Annotated in this window: 19 protein-coding genes and 1 pseudogene; 17 read left to right on the top strand and 3 right to left on the bottom strand. The window is 51.1% G+C overall.

The genetic code is table 11. The features are described from left to right. The first annotated feature begins 324 nt into the window (after positions 1–324). The 7 genes and pseudogenes from GCWU000342_RS06570 (at position 325) to GCWU000342_RS06540 (ending at position 6,161) form a co-directional block, all read left to right on the top strand. Entirely contained in the window at positions 325–969 is a 645-nt protein-coding gene (locus GCWU000342_RS06570) for a nucleoside/nucleotide kinase family protein (protein WP_006906567.1), read from the top strand. Then, positions 933–1,925: a DNA polymerase III subunit delta' gene (gene holB, locus GCWU000342_RS06565; protein WP_006906566.1), complete on the top strand. Its 993-nt coding sequence runs from the start codon at positions 933–935 to the stop codon at positions 1,923–1,925. The genes GCWU000342_RS06570 and holB overlap by 37 nt, the downstream gene beginning before the upstream one ends. Positions 1,926–1,928: 3 nt before the next feature. Beyond that, a pseudogene (locus GCWU000342_RS10990) lies at positions 1,929–2,852 on the top strand (PSP1 domain-containing protein); the annotation flags it as partial. A gap of 492 nt (positions 2,853–3,344) precedes the next feature. Continuing rightward, positions 3,345–4,109 carry a tRNA1(Val) (adenine(37)-N6)-methyltransferase gene (locus GCWU000342_RS06555; RefSeq protein WP_006906564.1) on the top strand — a complete coding sequence of 255 codons (765 nt, stop codon included), beginning with the start codon at positions 3,345–3,347 and terminating at the stop codon, positions 4,107–4,109. 3 nt (positions 4,110–4,112) lie between these two features. Then, entirely contained in the window at positions 4,113–4,961 is an 849-nt protein-coding gene (rsmI, locus tag GCWU000342_RS06550) for a 16S rRNA (cytidine(1402)-2'-O)-methyltransferase (protein WP_006906563.1), read from the top strand. 69 nt (positions 4,962–5,030) lie between these two features. Then, positions 5,031–5,861 (top strand): SIR2 family NAD-dependent protein deacylase, encoded by an 831-nt coding sequence (locus GCWU000342_RS06545; RefSeq protein WP_278081608.1) that lies wholly within the window; start codon positions 5,031–5,033, stop codon positions 5,859–5,861. A 75-nt stretch (positions 5,862–5,936) separates the two neighbouring features. Beyond that, a complete protein-coding gene (locus GCWU000342_RS06540) occupies positions 5,937–6,161 on the top strand; it encodes a DUF951 domain-containing protein (RefSeq protein ID WP_006906561.1) in 225 nt (74 codons plus the stop codon). Here the strand turns inward: GCWU000342_RS06540 and GCWU000342_RS06535 are convergent. Then, positions 6,158–6,739, bottom strand: coding sequence for a hypothetical protein (locus tag GCWU000342_RS06535; protein WP_156784488.1), 582 nt, complete (start codon positions 6,737–6,739; stop codon positions 6,158–6,160). The genes GCWU000342_RS06540 and GCWU000342_RS06535 overlap by 4 nt on opposite strands. A 507-nt stretch (positions 6,740–7,246) precedes the next feature. On the opposite strand from GCWU000342_RS06535, the gene GCWU000342_RS06530 reads away from it, so the two are divergent. From GCWU000342_RS06530 to GCWU000342_RS11050, 7 genes are all read left to right on the top strand, one after another. Then, positions 7,247–7,552, top strand: coding sequence for a type II toxin-antitoxin system RelB/DinJ family antitoxin (locus tag GCWU000342_RS06530; protein ID WP_045000781.1), 306 nt, complete (start codon positions 7,247–7,249; stop codon positions 7,550–7,552). Then, positions 7,549–7,881 carry a type II toxin-antitoxin system RelE/ParE family toxin gene (locus GCWU000342_RS06525; protein ID WP_006906558.1) on the top strand — a complete coding sequence of 111 codons (333 nt, stop codon included), beginning with the start codon at positions 7,549–7,551 and terminating at the stop codon, positions 7,879–7,881. Before GCWU000342_RS06530 ends, GCWU000342_RS06525 begins: the two co-directional genes overlap by 4 nt. A 217-nt stretch (positions 7,882–8,098) precedes the next feature. Then, on the top strand, positions 8,099–8,389 hold the full coding sequence (rpsF, locus tag GCWU000342_RS06520) for a 30S ribosomal protein S6 (protein WP_006906557.1): 291 nt from the start codon (positions 8,099–8,101) through the stop codon (positions 8,387–8,389). 39 nt (positions 8,390–8,428) lie between these two features. Continuing rightward, entirely contained in the window at positions 8,429–8,875 is a 447-nt protein-coding gene (locus GCWU000342_RS06515; RefSeq protein ID WP_006906556.1) for a single-stranded DNA-binding protein, read from the top strand. A 13-nt stretch (positions 8,876–8,888) separates the two neighbouring features. Next, complete coding sequence (gene rpsR, locus GCWU000342_RS06510; protein ID WP_006906555.1) at positions 8,889–9,119, top strand: 30S ribosomal protein S18; 231 nt, start codon at positions 8,889–8,891, stop codon at positions 9,117–9,119. A 128-nt stretch (positions 9,120–9,247) separates the two neighbouring features. After that, positions 9,248–10,432 carry a galactokinase gene (locus tag GCWU000342_RS06505; protein WP_045000417.1) on the top strand — a complete coding sequence of 395 codons (1,185 nt, stop codon included), beginning with the start codon at positions 9,248–9,250 and terminating at the stop codon, positions 10,430–10,432. A gap of 10 nt (positions 10,433–10,442) precedes the next feature. Next, positions 10,443–10,499, top strand: a complete 57-nt coding sequence (locus tag GCWU000342_RS11050) for a hypothetical protein (protein WP_408640213.1) — start codon at positions 10,443–10,445, stop codon at positions 10,497–10,499. A 309-nt stretch (positions 10,500–10,808) separates the two neighbouring features. Here GCWU000342_RS11050 and GCWU000342_RS06500 read toward each other — a convergent pair whose 3' ends face one another. Both GCWU000342_RS06500 and GCWU000342_RS06495 read right to left on the bottom strand, forming a co-directional pair. Then, a complete protein-coding gene (locus tag GCWU000342_RS06500) occupies positions 10,809–11,855 on the bottom strand; it encodes a Fic family protein (protein WP_006906553.1) in 1,047 nt (348 codons plus the stop codon). Between the two features lie 217 nt (positions 11,856–12,072). Continuing rightward, the gene (locus GCWU000342_RS06495; RefSeq protein WP_006906552.1) at positions 12,073–12,969 is read right to left on the bottom strand and encodes a PucR family transcriptional regulator; all 897 of its coding nucleotides are present in this window, start codon (positions 12,967–12,969) and stop codon (positions 12,073–12,075) included. 560 nt (positions 12,970–13,529) lie between these two features. On the opposite strand from GCWU000342_RS06495, the gene GCWU000342_RS06490 reads away from it, so the two are divergent. The 3 genes from GCWU000342_RS06490 (at position 13,530) to GCWU000342_RS06480 (ending at position 25,384) form a co-directional block, all read left to right on the top strand. Beyond that, a complete protein-coding gene (locus GCWU000342_RS06490) occupies positions 13,530–15,521 on the top strand; it encodes a GbpC/Spa domain-containing protein (protein ID WP_006906548.1) in 1,992 nt (663 codons plus the stop codon). Positions 15,522–15,736: 215 nt separating this feature from the next. Beyond that, positions 15,737–15,931, top strand: coding sequence for a hypothetical protein (locus GCWU000342_RS10205; RefSeq protein ID WP_314057644.1), 195 nt, complete (start codon positions 15,737–15,739; stop codon positions 15,929–15,931). 516 nt (positions 15,932–16,447) lie between these two features. Beyond that, positions 16,448–25,384, top strand: coding sequence for a GbpC/Spa domain-containing protein (locus GCWU000342_RS06480; RefSeq protein WP_006906545.1), 8,937 nt, complete (start codon positions 16,448–16,450; stop codon positions 25,382–25,384). The last annotated feature ends 517 nt before the right edge of the window (positions 25,385–25,901 follow it).

The following is a 25,901-nucleotide window of genomic DNA, read 5'->3' as shown; positions in this document are numbered from 1 at the left end:
CTAAGCCCTGAGATGAGAGATTCTTCTACAATCCTGCCGAGGAGGCGGTCACCCTTAGAGTGTAGCAGCAGGAGGGCCAGGAGGAAGCGGCAGGGAGGCTGAGGATTTGCGGGAGGAAGTGCCATGGAGCCGCGGCAGGGAGGCTAAGGCTCTGCGGAAGGAAGTGCCACGGAGCCGCAGCAGGGAGGCTGAGGATCTGCGGAAGGGAGTGCCATGGAGCCGCGGCAGGGAGGCTGAGGATCTGCGGAAGGAAGTGCCATGGAGCCGTAGCAGGAGGCTAAGGGGAAGCGGAAGAAAGACGAAGGGAGAGAGTAGAAGGAAATTATGGCTGAGATTTTCTGTATTCTGGGCAAGTCCGCCTCAGGTAAGGACAGTATTTATAAGAAGCTGCTGGAGGATCCGACGCTTGATTTGACGCCGGTCATTCCCTACACCACGCGTCCGATGCGGGAGGGGGAGAGAGAAGGCGTCGACTATCATTTCGTTGATCAGAGAGGAATGCAGGACCTGATCGATGCCGGCAGGGTTATTGAGCGGCGCAGTTATCAGACCATGTGCGGGGAGTGGAGCTATTTCACCGCAGATGACGGCAGCATAGACTTGATCAGCCATGATTATCTTCTGATTACGACGCCGGAGGCCTATCATAAGATACGATCTTACTTTGGAGAGAAAGCGGTCAGTGATATCTATGTCTGGCTGGACGACGGGGAGCGGCTGGCCAGAGCTCTGGCCAGGGAGAGGCAGCAGGAAGAACCCAGGTACGCGGAGCTCTGCCGTCGATTTCTGGCGGACCAGGAGGATTTCTCGGAGGAGAGATTGCGCCGGGCCGGGATCAGTCATCGCTTTGAAAATCTTGACCTGGAGGAGACAAAAAGGCAGATCGCCGCTTTTATTCGGGGACAGGCGGCGGGGAGTGAGAGAAGGAAGTTATGCGGTTTGCGGACATCATCGGACAGGAAGAGCTGAAAGGGCATTTACAGAATGCCCTGCAAAATCAGAAGGTCTCTCATGCCTATATCATCAGCGGAGAGGAGGGATCCGGGAAGCGGATGCTGGCGGAGGCCTTCGCGCAGACCCTGCTCTGCGAGGAGAAGGGGGCGGACGCCTGCGGACACTGCCATCACTGTCGGCAGACCATGAGTCACAATCAGCCGGATATTATCTACCTGACCCATGAGAAGCCGGCTACCATCTCCGTGGATGATATTCGCAGCCAGATCAACAGCGACATCGTCATCCGGCCCTACAACAGCGATTACAAGGTCTATATCGTCGATGAGGCGGAGAAGATGAATGAGCAGGCGCAGAATGCTCTCTTGAAGACGATCGAGGAGCCGCCTTCCTATGCGGTTATTCTCCTGCTGACGACAAATGCCCAGGCCTTCCTTCCGACCATTCGCTCCCGCTGTATCCTGCTGGAGACAAAGCCGGTGCCGGATGCTCTCGTGCGCGGGGAGCTCATGAAGCGCTACGAGATACCGGACTATCAGGCGGATATGAGTGTGGCCTTCGCCCAGGGAAATATGGGAAAGGCCATTGCTCTGGCCCAGTCCCAGGAATTTGCCGATCGCAAGGAGATGGTCCTCTCTCTGATCCGGCACATTTCCGAGATGACCTATGCGGACCGGATCGCCTGGATTCGTGAGATGGAAGCGAAGAAGGAGCCCCTGACGGATTATCTGGACCTGCTCATGGTCTTCTACCGCGATGTGCTATTATATAAGGCGACAGGACAGGCCGACAGACTGATCTTCGCCGATCAGGTCTATCAGGTCAAACGCCTGGCAGACGGGCTTTCTTACCGGCATTTGGAAGAGATCTTCGAGGGGGTCGAATCCTGCCGAAGGAAGGATGCCGCGAACGTGAATACAGACTTAATTCTGCAGCAGCTCATGGAGCGCATGCGGGGAGAACGGAGATAGAATATGGCAAGCATTACAGGTGTGCGCTTTCGAGGCACCGGTAAGATCTATTATTTTTCCCCGGGTGATCGGGATTTAAAGATCGGTGATCAGGTCTTAGTGGAGACAGCCAGAGGCAGGGAGCTGGGGGAGATTCGCATGAATCCCCGGCAAATTCCTGACGACAAGATCCGGCATCCGGTCAGAGAGATCATCCGCAAGGCGACGGAGGATGACCTGGCACGGCAGGAGCAGAACCGGGAGAAGGAGAAAGAGGCTTTTGTTATCTGCAAGAAGAAAATCCGTGAGCATGGGCTGGAAATGAAGCTGGTAGACGCGGAATACACCTTCGAAAACAGCAAACTGCTCTTCTATTTCACGGCGGAAGAGAGAGTGGATTTCCGCAGCCTGGTTCGGGACCTGGCCTCTGTCTTTCACACCAGAATTGAGCTGCGCCAGATTGGCGTCCGCGATGAGACCCGCATTATGGGAGGGATCGGACCCTGCGGCAGAGAACTCTGCTGCAAATCCTGGCTGACGGACTTCGTTCCGGTCTCCATTAAGATGGCCAAGGAGCAGAGTCTGTCCTTGAATCCCGGCAAGATCTCCGGTCTCTGCGGCAGGCTTATGTGCTGTCTGAAAAACGAGGAGGATACCTACGAGTATCTCAATGCCAAGATGCCCCGTGTCGGCGATATTGTCACGATTCCGGACGGGCAGGAGGGCTATGTTCAGAATATCAATGTCCTCCGCCAGACCGCCAGGGTCGTCGTTGAAAATGCCGATGAGAAAGACATCGCGGAGTATCCGGCGGAGGAGCTGACCTTTGTGGCGCACAGGGGGCGCAGGAAGCCGGGCAGCCGGGCTGATAGGGACAGGATAGAGGGACGGGAGAATCGAGAGCAAAGGGGAAACCGCGGTCAGGCAGGAAGAGGTTCGGCAGAAGACAGACAGGCAAAAAGAACTTTGCAGGAGAGCTCGGAGAAGCAGGAATCCGACAGCAGAGAGCAGAGGAGCTTTTCTGACCAGGACAGACGGGAAAACCATGCCAAAGAGGGCCGACGGGGCAGGGGGAATCGCCCCGAGGGGAGCAATCGCATGCGGGAAGGCGCCGGGACAGGCAGACGGAGAAACCAGAATCCCGATGGGGGATATTCCCGCGGTGACCGGCGCGGCGGACAGGAAAAGGCCTATCCGGACAGGGGAGGCCAGAAAAGAGAGCGGGCCGGCGGAGCGGGTCCAAAGAGATATGACGAATCCGCGCGGGGGTCACGCGATCCGGGAGGGACGAACAGACCGAGCGCGAACGGAGGCTATTCCAGGAGCGCCTACAGGCGCAGGCAGGAGAGCGGAGACGAAGAGTAAGATAAAAGCGGCCGCTGAGGGATTTGCTATAGTGTAGTCGAAGCCGCGGGGGAGAGAATAGAGACAGGAAGTAAGATGGAGCGTTGGCAGCAGGAGCTTGTGCGTGAGGGCGAGCGGGCGGACAGTCTGGATCGAAAGGGCTATCAGATCATTCAGAGCCCCAGTCGTTTTTGCTTTGGGATGGATGCTGTCCTTCTGGCGGCATTTGCCAATAATAAGGAGGGCGACAGGGTTCTGGACCTTGGAACCGGCACCGGTGTCATTCCGATTCTGATGGAAGCCAGGTATGGAGGGGCGGAATACAAGGCGCTTGAGATTCAGGCGGATTCCTGTGATATGGCCCGGCGAAGCGCCCGTCTCAACGGCCTGGAAGACCGCATTGAGATTGTGGAGGGAGATTTGACGCGGGCTCACGAGATCTTCGGCCCGGCCTCCTTTGATGTGGTCACCTGCAATCCTCCCTATATGACAAATAAGCATGGTCTGACCAATCCATCGGGTCCCATGGCCATTGCCAGGCATGAGCTGCTCTGTTCCCTGGAGGATGTGGTTCGGGAGACGGCCAGGCTATTGAGGCCCGGCGGCCATTCTTATTTTGTCCACAGGCCCTTTCGCCTGGTGGAGATCATGACACGGATGCACGACTACGGACTGGAGCCAAAGCGCATGCGCCTGGTTTATCCCTACGCGGACCGGGAACCCAATATGGTTCTGCTGGAGGGGGTCAGAGGGGGACGAAGCTGGCTTAAGACGGAGCCTCCCCTGGTGATTTATCGGGGGCAGGGCATATACACGGATGAGGTGAAGAAGCTCTATTTTGACGGGGATACAGAGGAGTGAGCAATGGCAGGATGTCTCTATCTGGTAGCAACGCCCATCGGAAATCTTGAGGATATGACCTACCGGGCGGTCCGTGTCTTACAAGAGGCGGACCTGATCGCGGCGGAGGATACGCGCGATTCCATGAAGCTCTTGCGGCATTTCGAGATCCACACTCCCATGACGGCCTATCACGAGTTCAACAAGATCGACAAGGCCAGGGCCCTGATCGGGAAAATGCGCGCGGGCGCGACCATCGCCTGTATCACGGACGCGGGGACGCCCGGGATCTCTGATCCGGGGGAGGAACTGACCCGCATGTGCTATGAGGCGGGGATTTCGGTCTATGCCATCCCCGGTCCCGCGGCAGTTATCACGGCAGTAACTTCTTCCGGCCTGCCCTGCAGGCGCTTCGCCTTTGAGGCATTTCTTCCCAGAGATAAGAAGGAAAAGAAGAGAATCCTGGAGGAGCTTAAGAGCGAGTCCAGAACCATGGTTATTTATGAGGCTCCGCATCGTCTCAGGCAGACCCTGGCGGACCTGGCAGAGGCCCTGGGCCCGGAGAGAAAGCTGACCGTTGCCAGGGAGCTGACCAAGAAGCACGAGGAGAAAGCGCGGATGACCCTGGGGCAGAGCCTGGACTATTACCGCCAGAGGGAGCCCCGCGGCGAGTATGTTCTGGTCATCGAGGGCAAATCCTGGGAGGAGACGGATTCTGAGGACCGGGCTCGCTGGGAGGAGATGGATCTGGACAGCCATATGCAGATCTACCTGGATCAGGGACTGGACAGGAAGGAGGCCATGAAGGCCGTGGCCAGGGATCGGGGGATTTCCAAGAGAGAGGTCTACGCGGCCCTGCTGAAGGAGACTTGAACGGAGCGGAGGCTGAAGAAGCAAATATCAGGAAGCCTCGGGAAGGAGTGCGGTATGAGCGAGCAAAATCTGGACGAGAAGATCAGGAGCTTGCAGGCGCTGATCGACGGCGCCTCTAAGATCGTCTTTTTCGGGGGGGCAGGAGTCAGCACAGAGAGCGGGCTCAAGGATTTCCGCAGTCAGGACGGTCTCTATCACGAGCACTACAAGTATCCGCCGGAAAGGATCTTAAGTCATTCCTTTTTCATGCGTCAGCCGGAGGACTTCTATCGTTTCTACTTTGATAAGCTGCTTGTGGACGGCCTTGCGGTTCCGAAATCGTCCGGACGGATCGGAACACCTGCCAGGGGAGAGCGGTCGTCTGGGGTCATCGAGCCAAACGCCGCCCACAAAAAGCTGGCGGAGCTGGAGACTGCTGGCAAGCTGTCCGCTGTCATCACTCAGAACATTGACGGACTGCATCAGCGGGCTGGCAGCAGGAAGGTATTCGAACTGCACGGGTCGATTCACCGGAATCACTGTATGTCCTGTGGGCATTTCTTCGACGGAGAATATCTGCTGGCGCACAGGGACGCTGAGAAGCCTGTCCCTCACTGCCCTGTCTGCGGGGGAATCATCAAGCCGGATGTGGTCCTCTACGAGGAGGGCCTGGATCAATCGGTGATCAATGGCGCGCTGGAGGCAATCGGGGAGGCGGACCTTCTCATCATCGGGGGAACCTCTTTGACGGTATATCCGGCAGCTGGTTTCATCCGCTATTATCGAGGGAATCATCTGGTGCTGATCAACCGGGACGCCACCGGACAGGACGAGCTGGCGGACCTGGTGATCCACGGCTCCATCGGGGAGATTCTGGGAAAGATCAGGGTATCGAAAGCGTCCGAGGTCCGCGCGCTTTGAGCGGATTCGCGGGATGGAGATAGCCGCGAGTTTGACGAGCAATGGCTCTGACAAAAACAGATGAGGAGAGCATGTATGCCCATGGATTTGCGTGTCGGTGACATTGTCACCATGAAAAAGCCCCATCCCTGCGGGAGCAAGGACTGGAAGCTTCTGCGGGTGGGGGCGGATATTCGCATGGAGTGTCTGGGCTGCGGGCATTTGCTCATGCTGCCCAGAAACAAGGTGGAGAAAAACATACGGAAGGTGAAGGAACAGAGAAAGCCCCTTGTTGCCGATCGGGGAAGGGCGGAAGTTTAAGAGGTCTTTTTGACGGCCAGAAGAGATTCTACAGCATCTCCATGAAATGAATACCAGTATTCAAAGCTGACATCGTCTCCTGCTTCAATGGTTGCCAGAGCTTGATTGTCTTTTGAGGATAGAAGAGTGATAGTTTTTTCTGAAGTCTGTATTTCGATCAGCGTTTTATTGTTGGAGATACGAATCACTCGTCCGCTGTCATGTAAAAGCTTCTGGACGGAATGAAGAGGGATAGGACTCTCGCCCCTTGCATTATAAAAAAAGGAAAATTGAATACGATCCCCAGGTTGAAGCTTTTCCAGGACAGATCCCGGCTGTGTGCAGGCAAGAGTGCAATTATGCTGATCGGGGGAGAGGATTTCATCTGCTTCGCTTTCATCCAAGCGGACATGCAGTTGTCTTTGCTTTAAATCCACAGAAAGAACGGCGGCGGTTCTGTTGCATAGAAAATCGTCATTGCCACCGTTCCTATGATATTGAGGGGCAGAGGTTTTTGGGCTTCCTAAATGAATGAAAATAATAGAGACGATGGCAAGAAAACCAATCGCAGTTAGCACAAAGAGAGTTTTTTTATTCATGGAATAATGTTCCCGTATAATCAGTAAAATATGCATAATCTAGATTTACATATCTAACGTTTCCGGTATCCCAGCCATCGCATACCATAAGCGTGTGCAAGCGGCTCTGATCTCATAGACAAAGAATATTTGAATTTAACGCAAAAGAACAGCCCTAAATTTATGATTCGATGGGTGTAAAATAAAAGAGATAGCTGTCTTTGACATTTTTGAAGGAAAAAGTCCCGCATCCGTCCTATAAGAGATACGTCTTCGAAGTGTGAGCAGACATGAAAAATGAACTCTAATGGATAAAAATGCGTCAAAACGCAAAAATCTCTCACAGAATATTGGCAATGAATTGCTGGCGGGATGAAAGCTTTCCCCAAGTTAAGGGAAAGATTTCGGCTGTTGCCGTTTCTGATCTTAGTGTAAGCTTGATCTGAGAGACATAATCGCTTGCAAATGCTTGCGTTTGCAGAGAAGATGGCCAATACTATAACCATAAGCGAAAGGATGGTGAGACACATGGCAAAGACATCTGCTGTTTATGCTCGTATTGATACAGGACTGAAGGATAATGCTGAGGGTATCCTTTCCCAGCTGGGTATTTCTCCTTCGAGCGCAATCCAAATGTTATATAGTCAGATCGTTCTTCACAATGGCATGCCATTTGATCTTTGCCTGCCTGTAGCAAAGCCGGTAGCGATTGGCGGGATGTCTCGCGCAGAGTTGAATGCCGAGTTAACTAAGGGAATTGAATCCCTGAAAAGTGGCAAAGCATATACGGTTGATGAAGTAGACGCAGTGCTTGCGAAAGAGTTTGGCATATGAGGGGGGAATATCAGGTGATCTATTCCCCGGCCGCACTAGACGATCTTCGCCACATCTTCAATTACATCGCGCATGTACTTTTGGCAGGTCAGGCCGCGCAGAATCAAATTGTCCATATCCGCAAGGAGATCCGAAAGTTGGATCTATTTCCTGAGAAACACGAGCAGGTTGATTGGGAACCGTGGGTGTCTATGGGCACGCGGAAAATGTCGGTTGATAATTACGTCGTTTATTATAGAGTAGACAACGAATCGAAGTCCGTTACGATTGTGCGTATTTTCTATGGCGGCCGGGATGTTGAACACATTATTCAGGACGGAATCGAGTGACGCTGATATACAGTGTCACTCGGGTGATACGTCTCAGTGCGCGTCGCAAAAACTGGCTTATACGCGGCTGTGGCGGCCACGTGGTGCCGCGGCGCATAAACTGGCTCTTGCGACCTGTTGACTACCATGCTAAAATATCAATTCGTGGTATATGTAAATATTCCTTGCTCCGGGGCATGAGCGCCGGGGCCACAAGACCAGAAGGAGGTTAGACGCAATGGCAAAGTATGAATTAGCACTCGTTGTTAATGCTAAGATCGAAGATGATGCCAGGGCAGCTGTCGTCGAGAAGGCGAAGGGTTATATCACCCGCGCCGGCGGCACTGTGACAGACGTAGAGGAGAAGGGTAAGCAGAAGCTTGCTTACGAGATCCAGAATATGGGTGAGGCCTTCTACTACTACATTCAGTTTGAGGCGGAGACCAGTGTTCCCGCTCAGCTGGAAGGCGATATCCGCATCATGGATTATGTTCTTCGCTTCTTATTTGTTCGCAAGGACGAGCAGTAATTAGCGCAGCGAAGTTTTTCGTTGCAGATAGGAGATCAGATGAATAAACTCATTCTTATGGGACGCTTGACAAGAGATCCCGAGGTTCGTTACGGCGGCGCCAATAACAATGCGATTGCCAGATTTTCCATCGCCGTAGACAGAAGATTTAAGCGCGATGGTCAGCCCACCGCGGATTTCTTCAATTGCACGGCCTTCGGCAAGCTCGGAGAGTTCGTTGAGAAGTATCTCCGCAAGGGAACAAAGATCGTATTAGACGGCGAGATTCAGAACGACAATTACCAGAATAAGGAAGGTCAGATGGTCTACGGCTTCCAGGTCATCGCGAACAACATTGAATTCGCGGAGTCCAAGGCCGCAGCCCAGCAGAACGGTTCTTATGCCGGCGCCGATCTGGGAACGCCGCAGCAGGCTCCGACCACAGATGCAGGGGACGGATTTATGAACATCCCTGATGGCATTGAAGAGGAGCTTCCATTTAACTAGAGGAGGTTAAGTCATGGCTTTTAATAGAAGACCCGCACATAGAAGAAGAAAGGTCTGCGTATTCTGCGGCAGTGAGGTTGCCATCGATTACAAGGACGCCAATCAGCTGCGCAAGTATGTCTCAGAGAGAGGGAAGATCCTTCCCCGTCGTATTACCGGCACCTGCGCAAGACATCAGAGAGCGCTGACTTCAGCGATCAAGCGTGCGCGTCATCTTGCAATCATGCCCTACGTTGAGGACTGATTGTAAGCGATTTTGCAAAAAAGAGAGTCTCTTCGGCCCGGCCGGGAGGCTCTTTTTCATTGCCAATTTTCAGAGGGATGTGTAGAATTTACTTGATGTCAGCGGAAGCAGAAAGAGGGAAGCGGGGAATGGAGCAGAAAAAGTTACAGGAAAAGTTTGAGGGTCTCTTTGGGGCAGGCGGCGATATCCGGGGATATTTCTCCCCCGGCCGCGTCAACCTGATCGGAGAGCACACGGATTATAATGGCGGACATGTCTTCCCCTGCGCTCTGACCATCGGGACCTATGGAATCGCCAGAAAGAGAGAGGATTCCAAGATCCGCTTCTACTCCTTGAATATGGAAGACCGCCCGCCGATGGAGGCGGACTTATCCGATTTGTCCTATCGGGAGGAATACGGCTGGGCCAACTATCCCCTGGGCGTGGTCTGGGCCATGAAAAAGGTCAAGGGGCTGACGCCGGGAACCGGATTTGATATGGCCGTTTACGGGAATATCCCCAATGGGTCAGGTCTCTCTTCCTCCGCCTCGCTGGAGGTTTTGACCGGGGTGATCGTCAGAGATCTCTTCGGATTTGATTCTTTGACCAATATCGATCTGGCCCTGGTCGGCCAGTACTCTGAGAACAATTTCAACGGCTGCAACTGTGGCATTATGGATCAGTTCGCCGTCGCTATGGGAAAGAAGGACGCAGCCATTTTCCTGGACTGCTCCGACCTGTCCTACGAATACGCTCCGATTGCTCTGCCGGATGCAAAGATCTTGATTACGAATTCCAAGGTTAAGCATTCCCTGGTGGATTCGGCCTACAATGACCGAAGAGAAGAGTGCGCCAGGGCGCTGAGCATGCTGCAGGTGGAGCTGGATATTGAAGCCTTGGGCGAGCTGAGCCAGGAGGAGTTTGAAGAGCATGCAGACCTGATTTGGGATCCTGTCTGCCGCAGAAGAGCGAAGCATGCGGTCTATGAGAACCAGAGGACCATCCGGGCGGTTGAGGCTCTCAAGTCAGGACAGATCGAGATGTTCGGGCAGCTGATGAATGCCTCTCATATTTCGCTTCGAGATGACTACGAGGTCTCCTGTCGGGAGGTCGACATCCTCGTGGATGAGGCCTGGAAGATCCCCGGCGTCATCGGAAGCCGGATCACCGGCGGGGGCTTTGGCGGCTGCACGGTCAGCCTGGTGAAGAACGACGCCATTGACCCGTTTATCGACTGGGTCGGAAGCGCCTACAGGGAGAAGACCGGGATCGAAGCCGAGTTCTATGCGGTAGAGATCGGCGACGGAGCGGGAAGGGTAACATTGTCTGAATGACGTCGAGACTGTGTACTATATTGATGTACAGGCGAGAGTCAGCAAGAAGCTACTTGAAGTGCAGTAAATCAATGAGATGGACTATGTCCTAGAATAAAGTTGGGGCGAAGATATCCGGCTGATATCTTCGCCCCAATATTTGTCTTAGAGCCATAAAAGATGCTGACATACCATGGAACACCTAAATCCGCCCAAACACAGTATTAGGGCGGGCTCCCGAAGGATCCCGCCCCAACATCTGACATAGAGCCTCATTTTGCTAAGCTGCGACAAACTTTCATGTCGCAGGCTGATATTTACCGGATTCTGACGTGAGTCCGAAGGCTTTTGCGAACATTACTTGACACTATCAATCCTCACCACTTTTAAGAGATTTTCATTTTAGTCGAATATATTTTGTGGCTCTTCCTACGCCTTCTTTTTTAAGTTCACCTTCAGATATTAGTTTTCTTAATGATCCTTCAATTGAGCTTACACTCAGTGATGGACAAAGTTCTCTAATATCTTGTTTAGTAAACCTTCCAAGTTTCTGTAAAGTTGCTTTCCTTACTAGTTCAACGGCCGGAAGTTTTTCTTCTACAATAGAAAATCTATCTTCAAACTCTTTATATGCAGCAAGAATTGTTCCTAATATATACTTCAAAAATGGTAATATATCCTCGTTTTCTTCATGCCAATAGCCTCCAGCCTGTCCCAATGCATCATAATAAGCAGATTTATTTTTAGCAATTAGTGCCTCAAGTGAGATATATTTACCTACATAAAATCCACTCCTGTATAATAAAAGCGTTGTTAGTAATCTGCTCATTCTACCATTACCGTCATTAAATGGATGAATACATAAAAAATCATGAATGAAAATAGGTATAGTAATAAGAGGTTCTAATTCCAAGTTACCAATAACCTTATTATATTCATTACATATCTTATCTAACGCCTCAGGAGTTTCAAAAGGTGAAAGTGGTGTGAATAAAACTTCTGTATGCCCATCCGGATAAGTTGCACTGATGTAATTTTGTACATTTTTTGTTTGTCCTGCCATCGGGTTATTCATATGGCTAAACATAATCTTGTGCATTTGTAGAATATAATTCTTTGAAATTGGAATAGCATCAAAATTGTCATGAATAATATTTAGTACATCTCTATATCCTGCAATCTCCTGTTCATTTCTATTTCTTGGAGTTGTCTTTTCTTCCACTAATTGTCTAAGTCTCACGCTTGTTGTTACAATTCCTTCGATTTCATTTGAAGCTTCGGTACTTTGAATCTTTGCTATTTCTATCAGTTTATTTAATTCTTCCGGTTTTTGTTTCAAATAAAGTTCCTGTTTACCCTGATATTTATAAATTGAAGCGACTAAACCAAGCACTTCAGAGTCCCATTTTTTATCTTTAATTTTAGAGTAATTAAAATTTCTCATTGGCTTTCTCCCTTACATTTCTTTTATACCTTAAAATATGCCTTATTTTAAGGTATAAATCAATAATTAAGGGGAAAACCTACATAAACCAAAAATGAAAAAGTAAATTCTGCACCCCCAAAAGAGAATGGAATAGCTAATTTTATTGGGCTGATATGCCCGGTTACAGGATTTGACATGAATCCCAATATTTAAGTGTTTTGGTGGCGGTGTAAGTTCACCGTGACTTCTGATGCAGTTTCTGCCAGATCATCATGCCGATCCGGCAGGTGATGGCCTCGTCGAAATTGCGGACATCCAGGCCGGAGGCCTTCTGAAACTTGTCCAGACGGTAGGCCAGGGTGTTGCGGTGGATGAAAAGCTGTCGCGCCGTCTCAGAGAGGCTCAGGTTATTGTGAAAGAGGGTGTGGATGGCCCGAAGGGTGTCCGCGTCCATCCGACCGAAATCATAGTCCAGAAAATGCTCTTGCAGGTAGCGCTGGCAGACATCCTCCGGAAGGCGGAAGATGAGACGGGCCAGGCCCAGAGAAGCGGATTCATAGACCTGCTCGGCAGGGTAGAAGGTCTTGCCGATGGCAAGACTGGTCACAAGATCCTGGTAGGCGGCGGGCAGATCCGCCAGGGTCACTGTCTGGTTGTCGTAGACCACCTTGACCGGGATCATGGCCTCGGAAGCCATGGTGTCAAGCAGGGCGGAGACCATGGGAGAAAGGGAGGACGGCTTGTCTTTGACGATCAGGAGCATCCGATCTCTTCCCATGGAAAGGGGGGAGACCTGGCTGCGCGGGAAGATAGAGGAGAGAATACTCCTCGTCTCCTCGTTGAGATCTTCGGGGAAGGTCACAAGAAGAAGGGCCCGCCTGGCGGAGGCCTGCATGTGGTGGCGGGCAAAGCCGGATCGAATCTCGTCTTCGTCCAGCTGGCTGGACAGATAGCGGCGGAGGAAGTAGTGCTTGTCCCGGCTGGATTTGGTCAGGCGCAGGAGATCCCGCAGCTTACCGGCTGTGACCTGGGGATCAGCGGGGGCCTGGGGATCCAGACAGAGGGAGAGACCTGTGCTCTCCTGCAATTGGTCCAGAAGATTTGAAATTTCGCCAGAATCATTCATCATCATTTGTCATCCTTTATTTTGCGAGAGGGATCCTGCCAGAGGAGACAGGCCACAGCCGTCCTGTTGCAGATGTCCCTTTCTTTTAAGATCGGGAGGCCTGCAGGTTAAATACCAGTATAACCTTTTCGGCAAGTTTCCCATAGCTTGCGCAGGCAACTCATGCAGGCGGCTTCCCATGGCTTATGCAGCTGGTTTGCGCGGAGGGAATTTCCATCGCTGACCGCTGCCGTTTTCCATGGCTCGTGCAGAAACCGGAGAAACATGAACAGGAAAGCAACTTTTTCATAAATTTGTGGAAAATTGTGAACAATTTATGTTATTCTATAGTTCCTGTTGGCCAGTGCCATGGAAAGACTCCGTGAAAGAGCTTTGGTGCTGATAGTTTAGAGGGATTGACAGGCATGAAGAGCAAGATATAATCTGTACAGGCGCACCAATAAGATGGTCCCGTCTGGAATTAAGATATCTAAGGGGCAAAAGAATACACGGATCGGTGTTTTCTTTATCCTCTTTAATATGATAGAAACTCAAAATTGGCAGAAGGACAAAGACAAGGAGGAAGTATGAAAGGAAAGAGCAGAGCGATCAGCAAAAAGCTGTCAGCGATTACTTTGTCATGCCTGGTAATGTTTGGTACGGTTGGAGCGGTGTTGCCGACCTATGCGGCAGACCCCGTCAAGGGAATTGAGATCAAAGCAGACCGAACGGAATTGGATCAAAGTGTTTCCGATGCCAAAAATGCCGGTGCTGAGATCGTGCAGGATGCTGACGTTGACAAGGGCGTGGTGAAATCCGAGGCGGAAGCCGACAGCAAGAGGTCGGAAATCGAGGCGGACTATAAGCAGCAGGTGCAGCAATTAAAGGACGCAAAGAAGGCTGCGCAAAAATATAGTCAGGACAAGAAGAAGTACGATGAGGCCAAGAAGAAGTACGATGCAGAATTGGCCAAGTACAATATCGCCAAGAAAAAATATGATGATGAGCTGACCGCCTACAACAAGGCGATGGAAGAGTTGGAGAAAAAGAAGAACGAGGATGGCTATATGAGCGTGCCATCCTCCCAGACTCTGCAATTCAAGAGTGAGCCCAGTGCCAGCATGCAGTTCCTGAATGGAGGAAAGGCATACTCCCAGACGGAATGGAAGACCTTCTTTGACAGTAATATAGGAAGCAAGCTGGGGATTGACCAGACACAGGCCACGAACGATTTCAACTATATCAATAGTGTGGCTAATGCCGCAGAAACAAGAGTGATGCTGCATAAGGGGCAGCCCTTGAAGGTGGCATACACGAATCTTCAGAATTCGTATGTCAATGGCAAGAAGATCGCCAGGGTAGAATACACTTATACCCTGAGAGACACCGGGATCTCCGGAGTAAATGATCTGCCCGCTCTGATTGAGAAGGATCCGACGGTTACCATCTGGTATCTCAATTCCTATGGACAGGCTGATATTAACCTGACGGCGGATTTCTATGATGGGGCAGGACACAAAATTGATATGACCGGGGCTCTGTTTAACTTCTCATCTCTGAATCACGGTACAGGGACAAGCAGCAGCGCACCATCAGCGGTCGGAAAACCAATGATAGAAAAAGTGCTGGGTTTTAATGGCGATTATATCTACATATCCGGTTCGTCGGTGACGAAGCAGGCGGATGGAGGCGCTTACGCAAGCAATGATAATGACAGCAAGGCGAAGGGGTCAAGATTCTCAACCAGTGAGTGGGATGATTCTACAAGCGGAAGCGGGAAGCCCACGTGGTATGGAGCCATTGTCGGAAAAGCCAAGGGAACATCGGTGAGCGTGGATATTGGAGCAAGTAAACGGGGCGTTGTCTGGTTTGCTTTTAATTCAGATATCAAGGCGATTCCTGCGCCCGTTAAGCCAGTGGCGCCAGTACCACCGACAGAGCCTGAAGAACCGCAGAAACCGGAGCAGGTGTCCTATCACTATGACATTCTCTATGTACAGTCACAGGTAGAGAAGAATGTCCTGGATGGAAATAATCAAGACATCAACAATGGCACCGTTCAGATCGGCTCGGTTGTAAAGTTTGCCCTGCATACGACAAATATTCCCGCCGGACATGAGAAAATAAATTCTCTGGTGTTCAGTGACGTTTTGCCGAGCGGCTATGAAGTGGATGTCGAGGCGACAAGGCAGGCAAGCGCCGACTATGATATCAGCTATGACGCGTCGACAAGGCGTATGGTCTTTACCGCAAACGCAGCCCTGCTGACCCAGATCAACAGCGATCTGACCAAGACTGCGAAGGTTCCCGCGCCGATTGTTACGGGAAAGGTGACAAAAGAGAATACGACATATGTGAATGATTTTGATCTGACGATCAACAATGTATACTCTGTCAAGTCCAATGTCGTAAAGGTACACACCCCGACTCCGAAGGTGCCGAATCATCCCAACAAGCCTGAGCTGCAGAGACCGAAGACAGGTGATCTGGGGAATCTTCCTATTATGATTCTCTTGCTCCTTGCTTCAGGCGGAGTGCTTGCGGGCACGCTTGTGGTAAAGAGGAAAAAGCAGGCGTAGGAATATAAATATATGAAGATTTTGAGGTGAACGTACAGGGATCCTGAGGATCGGATTTGAACAGGAGACCCGGCGAAAGTCGGGCCTCCTGCTTTATATAGATATGATTTGATTAGGAAAAGAGATGACTTTATGGAGCAGACAAGTATAAATATCCATATGGACGAGGACTAAAAAAACAGTTTGAAGCGTTATGCTCTGATGTCGGAATGACTATGACAACAGTAGTTTGTGCATTTGCTAAAACAGTGGTCAGAGAGCGCAGAATCCCATTTGAAATCTCTGCAGAAAGCGATCCGTTTTATAGTCTGGCTAATATAGCCAGGTTGAGAAAATCCATTGCTGAAATGGAAGCAACAGGCGGCACTGTGCATGGGGTAAATCTTGATGACTACAGCATGGAAAGATGATGACTGGAATGACCTTGAATATTGGACAAAACGGGACAATTGTTGAGAAAAGGGAGACTATGAAAAAACAGAGAAAACTTTGAAAAAAATCTGAAAACAGAGTATTCCTAAAATTGATAGATTTTGTGAACAATCTATGTTACACTATAATTCCTACTAAACAGTGGGATGAAGAAAGAAACATTTCGTGTCTTTGGCGAAAAGGATTGACAGATATGAAAAACCAAAACACAATCTTTACAGACAGACAGACAGACAGACAGACAGACAGACAGACAGACAGACAGACAGACAGACAGACAGACAGACAGACAGACAGACAGACAGACAGACAGACAGACAGACAGACAGACAGACAGACAGACAGACAGACAGACAGACAGGGTAGGATACTGCCCTTTTTGGGTTCTGAAATAAGATTATTTGACAGGCGAAAAAGCGCACTTAGAGCTTAGGTGCGTTTTTTTGCCTATTTTTTTGTGAAGGAAGTCAGTGAACGACGAGAGGAGGAAGAGTATGAAGGGAAGGCTCAGAATTGCGAGCAAAAAGTTGTCCGCGATCGCCTTATCGTGCCTGATGCTGTTTACGACAGTGGCACCGATGATGCAGACTTCTGCAGCAGATTCCGTCAAGGGACTGGAAACGAATGTGGATCGGACTGCGCTGGACAAGGCTGTTGCCGATGCGCGAAATGCCGGAGTGCCTGTCACAAAGGGCCAGGATCAGGATATGGGCGTGGCGCATTCCAAGTCTGAGGTCGATGCCAAAATCGCTGAAATCAAAGCCGATTATCAGCAGCAGATCCAGAAGCTGGAGGAAGCGAAGAAGGCTATTGCCAAATGCGATGAAGAGCAGAAGGCTTATGATGCTGCCAAGAAAAAGTATGATGAAGAATTAGCCAAGTACAATATTGCCAAGCAGAAATATGATGAGGATATGGTCATATATAACAAGGCAATGGAAGAACTGGAGAAAAGGAGACAAGAGGACGGATATTTAAGCGAACCGGCAGCTCAGCTTCTTACCTTCAAGAGTGAACCAAATGCTAACATGCGTTTCCTGAATGGGAAAAAATTCTCGCAGTATGAGTGGCAGTCATATTATCATGCCAATATCAAGAGTAAGCTCGGGAGAGATGAAACGCAGTGTTACAATGATTTCAGCTATATAAATCGTGTGACAACTGCTGTAGAGACAAGAACTATTTTACAAAAGAATAAGCCGCTGAAGGTGGAGTATACGAACTTGCAGAATTCCTATTATAATGGGAAGAAGATCTCTAAGGTAGAGTATACATACACCCTGATTGACACCGGGATTCCCGGTCTTGACGTGATGCCGGTTCTGATTGAGAAGGATCCGACGGTTACCATTTGGTATCTTAACTTCTATGGAGAAGGAGATATCAATATGGTGGCAAATTTCTATGATGAAAACGGTCAGAAAATGGATATGACCGGTGCCTTGCTCAGCTTTTCATCATTGAATAATGGACTGGGGACAATCTATAATGCGCCATCAGCTGTTGGGAAATCCATGGTGGAAAAGGTTCTAAGCTTCAATGGCGAGTATATCTATATCACCGGTTCCTCTATTGTGCCGCAGCTGGACGGAGGAGCATATGCCAGCAGCGACAATGAGCACAAGAGCAACGGCTCAAAATTCTCGGTATCACAATGGGACGATACCAAAGTCGAGGGAGGCAAGCCGACATGGTATGGAGCTATTGTCGGGAAAGCAAATGGCCCGGACGTCAGACTGGATATCGGCGCAAGTAAAAGAGGCGTTGTTTGGTTCGCTTTTAATTCCATGATTCGAGCACTCGCTGTCCCGAATAAGCCGGTAGAACCAGTGAAACCAACGCCGCCCAAGGAACCTCAGTGCCCTCCCCTTGATGTAAGCTATCACTATGATCTGCTTTACTATCAGCCGCCTGTTGAGAAGACGGTGACAGATCAGAATAATGCAGACATAAACAACAAGACCGTTCCGAAAAACTCTGTTGTAAAGTTCACCCTGAATGTTGCTGATTTCCCCGCCGGCCGTGAAAAAGCCGAATCTCTGGTATTCAACGATACTTTACCAGAGGGATATGCGGTTGACCTGGCGGGAACTAGGCAGGCAAGCCCGAATTATGATATCAGCTATGATCCGACAACAAGGCGGATGGTGTTCACTGCGAAGGCGGATCTGTTGGCACAGATCAACAGTGATCTGGGCAAGGATTCCAAGGTTCCGGCGCCGATCATCACCGGAACGGTGACTAAGGAAGAAACGACTTATGTCAATGATTTTGATCTGACCATTAACAATACCTACACAGTTAAGTCAAAGCCGGTAAAGGTACATACTCCGTCAAAGCCCAGGAAGGATGTCTTCACCGGAACAGACACCACCAGCATCGATGGCAAGGTAGTACAACCCGGCCAGGAGCTTCGCTACGAGCTGACCTACACCAACATGACGGGGACCAAGCAGACCGTGACCTTCACGGATAAGATTCCGCAGTACACCAGCTTTGTCTCAGCAGACAACGATGGCGTCAACGACAACGGAACCATCACCTGGACCAAGGAGGTTGAGGACGGCCAGACTGTAACTGTAAGCTTTAAGGTCAAGGTCAATGACGATGTCAACGGAAATCCTGTAGACAACCAGGGTCATGTCAAGGACGGCGTGAATGAGTCGGATACCAATAAGACCCATAACCCGACCCCGACGGAGCCCAAGAAGGATGTCTTCACCGGAACAGACACCACCAGCATTGATGGCAAGGTTGTTGCGCCGGGTCAGGAGCTTCGCTACGAGCTGACCTACACCAACACGACGGGAAGCAAGCAGACCGTGACCTTCACGGATAAGATCCCTGAGTACACGACCTTCGTAGCTGCTGAAAATAACGGCAGCTATGACGCACAGAGCAAGGTTATCACCTGGACCCAGGAAGTAGAGGCAGGCAAGACAGCCACCGTAAGCTTTAAGGTCAAGGTCAATGACGACGTCAACGGAAATCCTGTGGACAACCAGGGACATGTTAAGGACGGCGTAAATGAGTCGGATACCAATAAGACCCATAACCCGACTCCGACGGAGCCCAAGAAGGATGTCTTCACCGGAACAGACACCACCAGCATCGACGGCAAGGTAGTACAGCCCGGTCAGGAGCTTCGCTATGAGCTGACCTACACCAACACGACCGGCGAGAAGCAGACGGTAACCTTTACGGATAAGATCCCTGAGTACACGACCTTCGTATCTGCTGAAAATAACGGCAGCTATGACGCACAGAGCAAGGTCATCACCTGGACCCAGGAAGTAGAGGCAGGCAAGACAGCCACCGTAAGCTTTAAGGTCAAGGTCAATGACGACGTCAACGGAAATCCTGTGGACAACCAGGGACATGTCAAGGACGGCGTAAATGAGTCTGATACCAATAAGACCCATAACCCGACTCCGACGGAGCCCAAAAAGGATGTCTTCACCGGAACAGACACCACTAGCATCGACGGCAAGGTAGTACAGCCCGGTCAGGAGCTTCGCTACGAGCTGACCTACACCAACACGACCGGAAGCAAGCAGACGGTAACCTTTACGGATAAGATCCCTGAGTACACGACCTTCGTATCTGCTGAAAATAACGGCAGCTATGACGCACAGAGCAAGGTCATCACCTGGACCCAGGAAGTAGAGGCAGGCAAGACAGCCACCGTAAGCTTTAAGGTCAAGGTCAATGATGACGTCAACGGAAATCCTGTGGACAACCAGGGTCACGTTAAGGACGGCGTAAATGAGTCTGATACCAATAAGACCCATAACCCGACTCCGACGGAGCCCAAGAAGGATGTCTTCACCGGAACAGACACCACCAGCATTGATGGCAAGGTGGTACAACCCGGTCAGGAGCTGCGCTATGAGCTGACCTACACCAACACGACGGGAAGCAAGCAGACCGTAACCTTCACGGATAAGATTCCGCAGTACACCAGCTTTGTCTCAGCAGATAACGATGGCGTCAACGACAACGGAACGATTACCTGGACCAGAGAGGTTGAGAATGGAGCTACGGTTACCGTAAGCTTTAAGGTTAAGGTCAACGACGACGTCAACGGAAATCCTGTGGACAACCAGGGTCACGTTAAGGACGGCGTGAATGAGTCGGATACCAATAAGACCCATAACCCGACCCCGACGGAGCCCAAGAAGGATGTCTTCACCGGAACAGACACCACCAGCATTGATGGAAAGGTAGTACAACCCGGTCAGGAGCTTCGCTACGAGCTGACTTACACCAACACAACGGGAAGCAAGCAGACCGTAACCTTCACGGATAAGATTCCGCAGTACACCAGCTTTGTCTCAGCAGACAACGATGGCGTCAATGACAACGGTGTTGTCACCTGGACCAAGGAGGTTGAGAACGGCCAGACTGTAACCGTAAGCTTTAAGGTCAAGGTCAACGACGATGTCAACGGAAATCCTGTAGACAACCAGGGTCATGTCAAGGACGGCGTGAATGAGTCTGATACCAATAAGACCCATAACCCGACCCCAACGGAGCCCAAGAAGGATGTCTTCACCGGAACAGACACCACCAGCATTGATGGAAAGGTTGTTGCGCCGGGTCAGGAGCTTCGCTACGAGCTGACCTACACCAACACGACGGGGACCAAGCAGACCGTAACCTTCACGGATAAGATTCCGCAGTACACCAGCTTTGTCTCAGCAGATAACGATGGCGTCAACGACAACGGTGTTGTTACCTGGACCAGAGAGGTTGAGAACGGAGCTACCGTTACCGTAAGCTTTAAGGTTAAGGTCAACGACGACGTCAACGGAAATCCCGTGGACAACCAGGGTCATGTCAAGGACGGCGTGAATGAGTCTGATACCAATAAGACCCATAACCCGACCCCGACGGAGCCCAAGAAGGATGTCTTCACCGGAACAGACACCACCAGCATTGATGGAAAGGTAGTACAACCCGGTCAGGAGCTTCGCTACGAGCTGACCTACACCAACACGACGGGAAGCAAGCAGACGGTAACCTTTACGGATAAGATCCCTGAGTACACGACCTTCGTATCTGCTGAAAATAACGGCAGCTATGACGCACAGAGCAAGGTCATCACCTGGACCCAGGAAGTAGAGGCAGGCAAGACAGCCACCGTAAGCTTTAAGGTCAAGGTCAACGACGATGTCAACGGAAATCCTGTAGACAACCAGGGTCATGTCAAGGACGGAGTGAACGAGTCTGATACCAATAAGACCCATAACCCGACCCCGACGGAGCCCAAGAAGGATGTCTTCACCGGAACAGACACCACCAGCATCGATGGAAAGGTAGTACAACCCGGTCAGGAGCTTCGCTACGAGCTGACCTACACCAACACGACCGGCGAGAAGCAGACCGTGACCTTCACGGATAAGATTCCGCAGTACACCAGCTTTGTCTCAGCAGACAACGATGGCGTCAACGACAACGGAACCATCACCTGGACCAAGGAGGTTGAGAACGGCCAGACTGTAACCGTAAGCTTTAAGGTTAAGGTCAACGACGACGTCAACGGAAATCCTGTGGACAACCAGGGTCATGTCAAGGACGGCGTGAATGAGTCTGATACCAATAAGACCCATAACCCGACCCCGACGGAGCCCAAGAAGGATGTCTTCACCGGAACAGACACCACCAGCATTGATGGAAAGGTAGTACAACCCGGTCAGGAGCTTCGCTACGAGCTGACCTACACCAACACAACGGGAAGCAAGCAGACTGTAACCTTCACGGATAAGATTCCGCAGTACACCAGCTTTGTCTCAGCAGACAACGATGGCGTCAACGACAACGGAACCATTACCTGGACCAAGGAAGTGGAGAACGGAGCAACCGTTACCGTAAGCTTTAAGGTTAAGGTCAATGACGATGTCAACGGAAATCCTGTGGACAACCAGGGTCATGTCAAGGACGGCGTGAATGAGTCTGATACCAATAAGACTCATAACCCGACCCCGACGGAGCCCAAGAAGGATGTCTTCACCGGAACAGACACCACCAGCATTGATGGCAAGGTAGTACAACCCGGTCAGGAGCTTCGCTACGAGCTGACCTACACCAACACGACGGGGACCAAGCAGACCGTGACCTTCACGGATAAGATTCCTCAGTACACGACCTTCGTATCCGCGGAAGATGGCGGACAGGAGTCTGGAGGAACCATCACCTGGACCAAGGAAGTGGAGAACGGAGCTACCGTTACCGTAAGCTTTAAGGTCAAGGTCAACGACGACGTCAACGGAAATCCTGTGGACAACCAGGGACATGTCAAGGACGGCGTGAATGAGTCGGATACCAATAAGACCCATAACCCGACCCCGACGGAGCCCAAGAAGGATGTCTTCACCGGAACAGACACCACCAGCATTGATGGAAAGGTTGTTGCACCCGGTCAGGAGCTGCGCTACGAGCTGACCTATACCAACACGACGGGAAGCAAGCAGACCGTGACCTTCACGGATAAGATTCCTGAGTACACGACCTTCGTATCTGCTGAAAATAGCGGCAGCTATGATGCACAGAGCAAGGTCATCACCTGGACCAAGGAAGTGGAGAACGGAGCTACCGTAACCGTAAGCTTTAAGGTCAAGGTCAACGACGATGTCAACGGAAATCCTGTGGACAACCAGGGACATGTCAAGGACGGCGTGAATGAGTCTGATACCAATAAGACCCATAACCCGACCCCGACAGAGCCCAAGAAGGATGTCTTCACCGGAACAGACACCACCAGCATTGATGGAAAGGTAGTACAACCCGGTCAGGAGCTTCGCTACGAGCTGACCTACACCAACACAACGGGAAGCAAGCAGACTGTAACCTTCACGGATAAGATTCCGCAGTACACCAGCTTTGTCTCAGCAGACAACGATGGCGTTAACGACAACGGAACGATTACCTGGACCAAGGAAGTGGAGAACGGAGCTACCGTAACCGTAAGCTTTAAGGTCAAGGTCAATGACGATGTCAACGGAAATCCTGTAGACAACCAGGGCCATGTCAAGGACGGCGTGAATGAGTCTGATACCAATAAGACCCATAACCCGACCCCGACGGAGCCCAAGAAGGATGTCTTCACCGGAACAGACACCACCAGCATTGATGGCAAGGTAGTACAACCCGGTCAGGAGCTTCGCTACGAGCTGACCTACACCAACACAACGGGAAGCAAGCAGACTGTAACCTTCACGGATAAGATTCCGCAGTACACGACTTTCGTATCCGCGGAAGATGGCGGACAGGAGTCTGGAGGAACCATTACCTGGACCAAGGAAGTGGAGAACGGAGCTACCGTTACCGTAAGCTTTAAGGTCAAGGTCAACGACGACGTCAACGGTAATCCTGTGGACAACCAGGGTCACGTTAAGGACGGCGTGAATGAGTCTGATACCAATAAGACCCATAACCCGACCCCGACGGAGCCCAAGAAGGATGTCTTCACCGGAACAGACACCACCAGTATCGACGGCAAGGTGGTACAACCCGGTCAGGAGCTGCGTTACGAGCTGACCTACACCAACACGACGGGAAGCAAGCAGACTGTAACCTTCACGGATAAGATTCCGCAGTACACGACCTTCGTATCCGCGGAAGATGGCGGACAGGAGTCTGGAGGAACCATTACCTGGACTAAGGAAGTGGAGAACGGAGCTACTGTTACCGTAAGCTTTAAGGTTAAGGTCAACGACGATGTCAACGGAAATCCTGTAGACAACCAGGGTCACGTTAAGGACGGCGTAAATGAGTCTGATACCAATAAGACCCATAACCCGACCCCGACGGAGCCCAAGAAGGATGTCTTCACCGGAACAGACACCACCAGCATCGACGGAAAGGTAGTACAACCCGGTCAGGAGCTTCGCTACGAGCTGACCTACACCAACACGACGGGGACCAAGCAGACGGTAACCTTCACGGATAAGATTCCGCAGTACACGACCTTCGTATCCGCGGAAGATGGCGGACAGGAGTCTGGAGGAACCATTACCTGGACCAAGGAAGTGGAGAACGGAGCAACCGTTACCGTAAGCTTTAAGGTTAAGGTCAACGACGATGTCAACGGTAATCCTGTGGACAACCAGGGCCATGTCAAGGACGGCGTGAATGAGTCTGATACCAATAAGACCCATAACCCGACCCCGACGGAGCCCAAGAAGGATGTCTTCACCGGAACAGACACCACCAGCATTGATGGAAAGGTTGTTGCGTCGGGTCAGGAGCTGCGCTACGAGCTGACCTACACCAACACGACGGGAAGCAAGCAGACCGTAACCTTCACGGATAAGATTCCGCAGTACACCAGCTTTGTCTCAGCAGACAACGATGGCGTCAACGACAACGGAACCATCACCTGGACCAAGGAAGTGGAGAACGGAGCTACCGTAACCGTAAGCTTTAAGGTCAAGGTCAACGACGACGTCAACGGAAATCCTGTGGACAACCAGGGACATGTCAAGGACGGCGTAAATGAGTCTGATACCAATAAGACCCATAACCCGACCCCGACGGAGCCCAAGAAGGATGTCTTCACCGGAACAGACACCACCAGCATCGACGGCAAGGTGGTACAACCCGGTCAGGAGCTTCGTTACGAGCTGACCTACACCAACACAACGGGAAGCAAGCAGACCGTAACCTTCACGGATAAGATTCCGCAGTACACGACTTTCGTATCCGCGGAAGATGGCGGACAGGAAGCCGGAGGAACCATCACCTGGACTAAGGAGGTTGAGAACGGCCAGACTGTAACCGTAAGCTTTAAGGTCAAGGTCAATGACGACGTCAACGGAAATCCTGTGGACAACCAGGGACATGTCAAGGACGGCGTGAATGAGTCTGATACCAATAAGACCCATAACCCGACCCCGACAGAACCCAAGAAGGATGTCTTCACCGGAACAGACACCACCAGCATTGATGGAAAGGTTGTTGCGCCGGGTCAGGAGCTGCGCTACGAGCTGACCTACACCAACACGACGGGAAGCAAGCAGACCGTAACCTTCACGGATAAGATTCCGCAGTACACCAGCTTTGTCTCAGCAGACAACGATGGCGTCAACGACAACGGAACCATCACCTGGACCAAGGAAGTGGAGAACGGAGCTACCGTAACCGTAAGCTTTAAGGTTAAGGTCAATGACGACGTCAACGGAAATCCTGTAGACAACCAGGGACACGTTAAGGATGGCGTGAATGAGTCTGATACCAATAAGACCCATAACCCGACCCCGCACAAGCCTGAGGAGCCAGAGAATCCGACGCCTCACAATCCCGATAAGCCGGGGTTGGAGAAGCCGAAGACAAGTGACAACGGCAATATTCCTCTTATGATGTTCTTACTTCTTGCATCAAGCGGATTACTTGCAGGTACGGTTGTCAGCAAGAGGAAAAAGCAACAGTAGTTGCTAGCATGCAGAGGTCTATAAGGACGGATGCGACAAAGGAGCTTGGCTAAATGCCAAGCTCCTTTGTTTTGGTGGTGCGCCCGACGGCGCACGTTTCTAACCGGTGCAAGTCCGGAATCCGCCCGGGAGTGGGAAGGATATAGCCGAAGGCAAGGGTGTCCCTTCTTTAAGTATGAACAATCGAGTAGGAGGCGGTGATTCTCAGAATGAATATGAGCAGGGGTGTCTCTTTGGGTTCAGATCGGATGCATATATGGCATTAGCTTTTATGATCAATCAAGGAGATTGCCTTGTGGGAGGAACTTGCACATTCTACCAGAGAAAGCCGCTATGGACTTTTCTATCCATTCTCGATACAAGGGAGCGGGAATGGAATCAACGGACAGTGCGCTGGACGCAGAGCGTCCGGGCAGCCCTTGACGGAATGACATGGAGTCCCCTTTTTCAGAGAAAGGAACAGAGTTCCTTTCCTGCCTCCCGGCGAGGGCGGATCCGAAGCAGCGTCCGGAAGCTA

The sequence above is a fragment of the Shuttleworthella satelles DSM 14600 genome, from assembly GCF_000160115.1.
GTDB lineage: Bacteria > Bacillota > Clostridia > Lachnospirales > Lachnospiraceae > Shuttleworthia > Shuttleworthia satelles.
Note: the sequence above shows the minus strand (reverse complement) of the source record. Positions and strands in the feature narration are given on the sequence as shown.

Coding starts and splice junctions, on each gene's coding strand:
- rpsF (WP_006906557.1), top strand. CDS start 8,099: ATGGCAAAGTATGAATTAGCACTCGTTGTTAATGCTAAGATCGAAGAT.
- GCWU000342_RS10205 (WP_314057644.1), top strand. CDS start 15,737: ATGACAACAGTAGTTTGTGCATTTGCTAAAACAGTGGTCAGAGAGCGC.
- GCWU000342_RS06530 (WP_045000781.1), top strand. CDS start 7,247: ATGGCAAAGACATCTGCTGTTTATGCTCGTATTGATACAGGACTGAAG.
- GCWU000342_RS06495 (WP_006906552.1), bottom strand. CDS start 12,969: ATGATGATGAATGATTCTGGCGAAATTTCAAATCTTCTGGACCAATTG.
- GCWU000342_RS06535 (WP_156784488.1), bottom strand. CDS start 6,739: ATGAATAAAAAAACTCTCTTTGTGCTAACTGCGATTGGTTTTCTTGCC.
- GCWU000342_RS06555 (WP_006906564.1), top strand. CDS start 3,345: ATGGAGCGTTGGCAGCAGGAGCTTGTGCGTGAGGGCGAGCGGGCGGAC.
- rsmI (WP_006906563.1), top strand. CDS start 4,113: ATGGCAGGATGTCTCTATCTGGTAGCAACGCCCATCGGAAATCTTGAG.
- GCWU000342_RS06480 (WP_006906545.1), top strand. CDS start 16,448: ATGAAGGGAAGGCTCAGAATTGCGAGCAAAAAGTTGTCCGCGATCGCC.
- GCWU000342_RS06570 (WP_006906567.1), top strand. CDS start 325: ATGGCTGAGATTTTCTGTATTCTGGGCAAGTCCGCCTCAGGTAAGGAC.
- GCWU000342_RS06540 (WP_006906561.1), top strand. CDS start 5,937: ATGCCCATGGATTTGCGTGTCGGTGACATTGTCACCATGAAAAAGCCC.
- holB (WP_006906566.1), top strand. CDS start 933: ATGCGGTTTGCGGACATCATCGGACAGGAAGAGCTGAAAGGGCATTTA.
- GCWU000342_RS06490 (WP_006906548.1), top strand. CDS start 13,530: ATGAAAGGAAAGAGCAGAGCGATCAGCAAAAAGCTGTCAGCGATTACT.
- GCWU000342_RS06505 (WP_045000417.1), top strand. CDS start 9,248: ATGGAGCAGAAAAAGTTACAGGAAAAGTTTGAGGGTCTCTTTGGGGCA.
- GCWU000342_RS06500 (WP_006906553.1), bottom strand. CDS start 11,855: ATGAGAAATTTTAATTACTCTAAAATTAAAGATAAAAAATGGGACTCT.
- GCWU000342_RS06525 (WP_006906558.1), top strand. CDS start 7,549: ATGAGGGGGGAATATCAGGTGATCTATTCCCCGGCCGCACTAGACGAT.
- GCWU000342_RS06515 (WP_006906556.1), top strand. CDS start 8,429: ATGAATAAACTCATTCTTATGGGACGCTTGACAAGAGATCCCGAGGTT.
- rpsR (WP_006906555.1), top strand. CDS start 8,889: ATGGCTTTTAATAGAAGACCCGCACATAGAAGAAGAAAGGTCTGCGTA.